Origin of the sequence: Aquabacterium sp., from assembly GCF_035476535.1 — a bacterium.
Classification (GTDB): domain Bacteria; phylum Pseudomonadota; class Gammaproteobacteria; order Burkholderiales; family Burkholderiaceae_C; genus Pseudaquabacterium.
In genome coordinates this window covers 1-7,049 of sequence record NZ_DATILJ010000333.1, presented here as the reverse complement: position 1 = coordinate 7,049, position 7,049 = coordinate 1, and the positions used below count along the sequence as shown (strand labels likewise).

Below are 7,049 nucleotides of genomic sequence, written 5' to 3'. Positions count from 1 at the left end.
GTACATGATGATCGTGCCCACCCGCTGCCCGCCGCGCTTGAGCACCGTGGCCATGCCCGGCTGGGCGGGATCGAAGTAGTCGTAGTGCGGCTTGTATTCGGCGCCGGGCGCGTAGTGCAGCACCTGCAGCCCCTCGCCGTTGATCACCGGCCAGCGCAGCAGCGTGGCAATGCGCTGCTCGATGCGTTCACACAGCGGCGACTCGCCGCGGCCGAAGAACATGCCGCGGCTGGTGCGCGAGCCATGCACCTCGCTGCCGCCGGTGGCGTTGACGACGGTTTCCGAGCGGCTCATGCGCGGCGAGGCGGCCGCCGCGAGTTCGTCGCACTCGTCATCGGACAGCAGGCCACCGAACAGCACGACGCGCGGGTTGTGCAGCGTCAACAGCACCTTGACCTCGCGGTCGCCGGCCCAGATGCGGCTGGGCGCGCCGTCGAGCAGCGGCCCGGGGACCGGCACGGCGGGCGGCAAGGCGGCCTGCTGGGCCCGTTCGGCGAGGAACTGGCTCAGCGTTTCTTCCAATGCATGCTCGGCAACCGCCGGGTCCCAGCCGCTGGCATTCATCGACGCCAGCACGTCCTCCGGCCGGCAGCCGGCCTTGGCCTGCTCGAGAATCCATTGCCGCAACTCCGGCGTGACCACTTGCGATTTCATGCCGGTATTTTGGCAGCCGCCGGCGCCGGATGGCCAGCAGCACGGCCGGCCCCTGACAGCGCACGCGGGCTAGCGCGCCAGATGAGCGTCCGGATCGGCACCTGGCGGCTCAGGCCGGCCGACGCCGGAAGACCAGCCGGTCCGGCGCCGACACGGCGGCATCGTAGGCATAACCGTCCTCGGCGAAGTGCTGCAGCTTGCGCACGCCGCTCACCCGCTCGCGGATCGCCCAGCGCGCCAGCATGCCGCGCGCCCGCTTGGCGAAGAAGCTGATGATCTTGTACTCGCCGTTCTTCCAGTCCTCGAATACACAATCGATCACACGCGCCTGCAGGCGCCGGCGATCCACCGCGCCGAAGTATTCCTGCGACGCCAGGTTCACCACCACCGGCGCCTTGTCCGATTGCAGGCGCTCGTTCAGGTGAGCGGCAATCGCCTCGCCCCAATAGCCATAGAGGTCCTTGGCCTGCGGCGTGGCCAGGCGCGTGCCCATCTCCAGGCGGTAGGGCTGCAGCCGGTCCAGCGGCCGCAGCGCGCCGTACAGGCCGGACAGGATCACCAGGTGCTGCTGAGCCCAGTTCCAGTCGGTGGTCTTCAGCGTGCGGGCGGACAGGCCGTCGTAGACATCACCGTCGAAGGCCCAGGCGGCCGGCCGGCTGTTGCGCTCGGTGGCCTCGGGCGACCACAGGCCGTAGCGCGCGACGTTCAGCGCGGCGAGTTCCTGTGACAAGTCCATCAGCGCAGCGACGTCGGCCGGTTCGAGTTCGCGCAGGCGGTCGATCAACAGGGCCGCACGGTCGGTGAACAGCGGCTCAGTGGCCTTGCGGCGCAGCGCCAGCGGCACGGGGGTCTGGTAGTCCAGCGTCTTCGCCGGAGAGAGCAGGTAGAGCATGGCGGCGGAGTGTACGCAGGGCCCTGGCCTGCACGGGGCGGCCAGCGCAGCGTGGTGGCTGGGTCAAACATCGCCTTCACGCACTGGCGCGGACACATCGGGCAGGATGTCCAGGTCACGCTCGAACAGGTCGATCGCGGTGATGGCCACCTGCACGGTGTCGTAGTACGCATAGGCGCCGACACCGACGGCGCCGATCACCGGCAGCCAGCGCGACAGGCCGCGGCCGAGGGTGCGCTCGGTCCAGCGCGCGCCGATGCGGCGGGCGATGGTCTTGAGCATGCTGATCGACGCGGTGCGCACCAGGTAGCGCTCGCCCGCCCGCACCACCAGGTCACGCACGGCCTGCGAGGCGGCGTGCTTGAACAGGCAATACAGCATCTGCTCGCGGTTCAGCGTGGCTGAGCGGCCATAGATCGCCGCAATGTCGGCCACCATCTGCGACTGGATCTTCCACACCGTCAGCAGCTCGGGCAGCAGCGTGATCCAGCCCAGCGCACCCGGCGGCAAGGCCAGCGAGCCGGCGGCCAGGGCTGCGCGCGCAGCAGCGGAATTCGCGGTGTCCCGTGCCGCCAGCGCAGGCTGGCTGCGGGCCTGCTCGCGCGTTGGCGGGATGCGGCCGATCACGTCGAGCAGGGCCTGCGCAATGCGGCCGGCCGGGCTGCTGTCGGCGGGCGGATCGAGCACGGCGGGGAGAGATGATTTCGGCATGCGGCGAAGGGGCGACGGCCGCGCAACGGCATCAGGCCGTGTGCTGCGGCGGCGACGGATTCGTTGATGAGCCACCATTCTGCGCCGCCCGGCGGATGGCCTGCAGGGGCCACCATGCCGCGTTGTTCGTCATGGGCCTCAATGGAAGTCGCGGCTGCGGCTCGTCAAGCCCTGCAACAGCGCCGTGTGGTCGACCACCCGCTGCGCGATCAGGTGCCGCACCTCCCCTTCACGCTGCCAGACGCCATACACCGTCATCAGCGTGGCACCGAGCAGCGCCTGGCGGTAGGCCTGGGCCACCGCGGGCCAGACGATGACATTGACCGCGCCGGTGTCGTCCTCCAGCGTCACGAAGATCACGCCCTTGGCCGTCTCGGGCCGCTGGCGGTGCGTCACCAGGCCCGAAGCGCGCGCCAGCTGGCCCGGGCGGCAGAACGCCAGCACCGCCGCCGGCTGCACCTTGAACGCCGCCAGCTGGGGTCGCAGCAAGGCCAGCGGATGCGCCTTCAGCGACAGGTGGGTGGCACGGTAGTCAGCGGCCACCTCCTGATCGAGGGCCGGGGCCGCCAGTTCGGCCGACAGCTCGTGCGTGCGCGTGGCTTCGAGCAGCGCGGTGGCCTGCGTATCGATGCCCCGCACGCCCCAGGCCGCCTGATGGCGATGGCCGACCAGTGGCGCCAACGCATCGCCCTGCGCCAGCAGTTGCAGCGCATGCGCATCGAGCCCGGCACGCCGCGTCAAGTCTTCGATGCCGGCGAACGGCCCGTCGGAGCGCGCGGCGACCAACCGCTGGGCATCGTCCTGCCGAAAACCCAGCAAACGGCTGAAGCCCAGGCGCACCGGACGCAAGGCCGACGACCTGCCTTCGAGCGCTTCGAGCCCGCTGTCCCATTGGCTGCGCAACACATCGACCGGCCGCACCTCGACGCCGTGTTCGCGGGCATCACGCACCAGTTGCGCCGGCGCGTAAAAGCCCATCGGCTGGCTGTTCAGCAAGCCGGCCAGGAAGGCATCCGGATGGTGGTATTTGATCCACGCGCTGACGTACACCAGCAGCGCAAAACTCGCTGCATGGCTTTCCGGGAAACCGTATTCGCCGAAGCCCTGGATCTGCTTGAAAATGCGTTCGGCGAATGCTTCCGAGTAGCCTTTGGCCCTCATGCGACCGACCAGCCGGTCGTAGAACGGCCCGAGCCCGCCCTTGCGTTTCCACGCGGCCATCGCGCGCCGCAATTGATCGGCTTCGCCGGCGGTGAACTCGGCCGCGATCATCGCGATCTGCATCACCTGTTCCTGGAAGATCGGGATGCCCAGCGTGCGTTCCAGCGCCGGCTTCAGCTCGGGCGACGGGATATCGAGCGGCGCAGCCGGGTCCAGCCGCCGCAAATCCCGCTGCTTCAGGTAGGGATGCACCATGCCGCCCTGGATCGGCCCCGGCCGCACGATCGCCACCTGCACCACCAGGTCGTAGTAGCTGCGCGGCTGCAGCCGCGGCAGCATGCTCATCTGCGCGCGGCTTTCGACCTGGAAGGTGCCGATGCTGTCGGCACGGCACAGCATGTCGTAGACGGCGGGGTCGTCGGCCTGGCGCGACAAGGTGTCCATGCCGAAGCGTTCACCGGTCTTCTCGCTGATGAATTGCAGCGCACGGCGAATCGCACTCAGCATGCCCAGTGCCAGGATGTCGACTTTCAACAGCCGCAAGGTGTCGAGATCGTCCTTGTCCCACTGGATCACCGTGCGCTCGGCCATCGTGGCGTTTTCCACCGGCACCAGTTGCGAAATCTCGTCGCGGGCGATCAGGAAACCGCCCGGGTGCTGGCTCAGATGGCGCGGAAAGCCGATCAATTCACGCGTCAATTCCACCCAATGCCGGCACACGCTGGAGTTCGGGTCCAGGCCGTTCTCGCGCAGGCGCTCCGGCGCTATCTCGCGGCCATCGAACCAGTGCTGGCCGCGTGAAACACCGGCGATGCGGTCGATGTCCAGCCCCAGCGCCCGGCCGACATCACGCAGCGCCGAGCGCGGCCGGTAGCAGATCACCACCGCGGTCAGCGCCGCCCGGTGGCGACCGTACTTCTTGTAGATGTACTGGATGACTTCTTCGCGCCGCTGGTGTTCGAAATCGACATCGATGTCCGGCGGCTCCTGGCGTTCGGCGCTGACAAAGCGCTCGAACAGTAGCGTGGCGCGCTGCGGGTCCACCTCGGTCACGCGCAGGCAATAACAGACCAGCGAATTCGCGGCACTGCCACGGCCTTGGCACAGGATGTTTCGTCCGCGTGCCCAGCGGACGATATCGGCGACGGTGAGGAAGTACGGCTCGTACGCCAGCTTCTCGATCAGTGCGAGTTCCTTCTCCACGTCCGCGCGCACCCCCGGCGGCAGCGGGTCACCGAAGCGCTCACGCAGACCCTGTTCGGTCAGCTCACGCAACCAGGTGGTCGCGGTGTGGCCCTCGGGCACGATCTCGCGCGGATACTGGTACGACAACTCTGACAGCGAGAACGTGCATTGTTCGGCCAGCGCCACGCTGGAGGCCAGCCAGTCCGGCGGGTATAGCGCGGCGATGCGTTCGCGAGAACGCAGGTGAGCCTCGGCATTCGAGGCCAGTGCATCGCCACAGGCAGCCACCGGCTGATTGAGCCGCGTGGCCGTCAGCACATCCTGCAATGGCTTGCGTGAGCGGCTGTGCATCAGCACATCACCGGTGGCCGCAATCGCCAGCCCGGTGGCCGCCGATACCCGCTGCAGCGTGCGCATCAAACCCGGTTCATGCGGTCGACACAACATCGCCATGCTCAATGTCGCCCGGTCGCCGAACCAGCGGCGCAACCAGGTCGCCTGCGCATAGACCGTTGCAAAGGATTGCTCGGGTTCGGGCAGCAGCAGGGCCAGGCAGCCCGGCAGCCCGGCGAGAAATGGCATGTCCGGCACCTGGCCTTCCAGATCGCCTGGGTAGGCCTGGTATTGCCCCTTGGCGGCACGGCGCCGCGCCAGTGTGATCCAGCGCGACAAGTTGGCATAACCGCGTTGCGATTGCACCAGCAATAGCAGGCGCATCGGAGCAGGTGGCAGCGACAGCAATGCTGCGTCATGCTCGCCGCCATCGTCGTTGTTGCCGCTGTCGTCGGCACAGTCGTCGGTGTTGTCGCAGTCGTCGACCAGCCCGTCTTCATCGTCATCGTCATCATCACGTTCGGCGTGGGCCTGCAGCAGCCAGTCCGGTGACGGCAATGGCGCCTGCAAGCGCATCTCGGCGCCGAGGATCAGCTTGAAGCTCAGACGAAGCGCCTGCACATGGGCGCGCACCACCCCCGCCAGCGAGCACTCATCGGTGATCGCCAAGGCCGAATAGCCCGCATCCTGCGCGTGCGCGATCAGTTCTTCCGGATGCGATGCACCGGTCAGGAAACTGAAATTGCTGCGGCAGTGAAGTTCGGCGTAAGGGGGAAGACTCTGTAGCAAGGGAGGGGCTCCCTGACGTACCGCGCAGTGCGCTGGGACAGCATGCCCGACAACACATCTTCGTCTGCCGGCTTCGCGCTGACCAGGTGATGGGGTGGCTGCTGCTGATGCTGCTGAGGCGCTTGTTGTTGTGGATATCGAAGTTCACCGGCAACCCGGTTGCCCAGACTGTCGAGCGGACTTCGCACGGCACCGCCACCCAGTTTGAGCACATGGGTATAGATCATCGTCGTACTGACATCGGCGTGGCCCAGCAGTTCCTGCACGGTTCGAATGTCATAGCCGGCCTGCAGCAAATGGGTGGCGAACGAATGACGCAGCGTGTGAGGCGTTGCCGGTTTGTCAATTCCCACACTGCGCACGGCACGTTGAAACGCGCGCTGAAAGGTCTGGTCGAACACATGATGTCGACGCACACCCTCCCCACGCGGGTCGCGTGAAAGTTCAGCCTGGGGGAAGACCCAGAACCAGGCCCAGGACTGAGGTGCCCGCTGGTACTTCCGGGCCAACGCGTGCGGGACCTGCACGCCCGGCACCTCTTGCGCACGATCCTTCGACCACAAAGCATGATTCCGCGCCAAATGGTCCTGCAGCGACCGCTCCAGTACAGCGGGCAACATCACAACGCGGTCTTTCGCACCTTTGCCTTCGCGGACCACCACCGCGCGACGCTCGAAATCGACGTCCTTAACCCGCAGGCGCAGCCCTTCCATCAGACGCATGCCGGTGCCGTACAGTACTCGGGCGATAAGGCCATGGGTACCCCCCTGTGCATCGAGCGCCGCCAGTACCTGCCCCACCTCGTCATGCGACAAAACAACCGGCAGGCGGCGCTGGTGCTTCGGTCGGCCGATGTCACCCATCCACGGCAAGTCCAGCCGGAGCACCTTCTGGTAGAGAAAGAGCAGCGCCGACAGCGCCTGCTTGTGGGTGGACGGCGCCACCTCACGCTCGGCCGCCAGCCAGGTCAGGAACCCTTCGACATCAGCATTCGACAACTCCGCAGGATGACGCATGCCATGAAAACGGATGAACGCGCGCACCCAGTACACGTAAGCCTCCTCAGTGCGCAGGCTGTAGTGCATGTAGCGAACCTGCTGACGCAGCAGATCCAGCAGGCGAGGGGTCTGAGGTTCGGTGGCAGGACTCATTGGCTTGCGCGCTGACTCTGATTACTGTACATATATAAGGGGTATCAGCTTAGCTCCAATGGGAGAGAAGTACTGGATGCCCGTCCAGTACTCTACGCTCACTTCGCCGTCTTGGGTAGAGGCCGCACGACGCTCTCGTACGTGACCGGATCGGTGACGACGGCCTGCTGCAG

The 7,049-nt window shown here is 66.8% G+C and carries 4 protein-coding genes and 1 pseudogene; all 5 read right to left on the bottom strand.

Annotated elements, in window-relative coordinates; translation table 11 throughout:
- Nucleotides 1-654: 2-oxoglutarate-dependent dioxygenase (locus tag VLK61_RS31940; protein WP_325427758.1), on the bottom strand; the 654-nt coding region annotated here is incomplete at its 3' end.
- Nucleotides 655-763: 109 nt separating this feature from the next.
- Nucleotides 764-1,546, bottom strand: coding sequence for a peroxide stress protein YaaA (yaaA, locus tag VLK61_RS31935; RefSeq protein ID WP_325427756.1), 783 nt, complete (start codon nt 1,544-1,546; stop codon nt 764-766).
- A 63-nt stretch (nt 1,547-1,609) separates the two neighbouring features.
- On the bottom strand, nt 1,610-2,233 hold the full coding sequence (locus tag VLK61_RS31930; RefSeq protein ID WP_325427754.1) for an EcsC family protein: 624 nt from the start codon (nt 2,231-2,233) through the stop codon (nt 1,610-1,612).
- Nucleotides 2,234-2,395: 162 nt separating this feature from the next.
- Nucleotides 2,396-5,725, bottom strand: coding sequence for an error-prone DNA polymerase (locus VLK61_RS31925; protein WP_325427752.1), 3,330 nt, complete (start codon nt 5,723-5,725; stop codon nt 2,396-2,398).
- 164 nt (nt 5,726-5,889) lie between these two features.
- Nucleotides 5,890-6,876: pseudogene (locus tag VLK61_RS31920) on the bottom strand (integron integrase); the annotation flags it as partial.
- Nucleotides 6,877-7,049: the final 173 nt, after the last annotated feature.

What these genes read in the sequence shown, in the direction of transcription:
- yaaA (WP_325427756.1), bottom strand. Translation starts at nt 1,546, where the DNA reads ATGCTCTACCTGCTCTCTCCGGCGAAGACGCTGGACTACCAGACCCCC.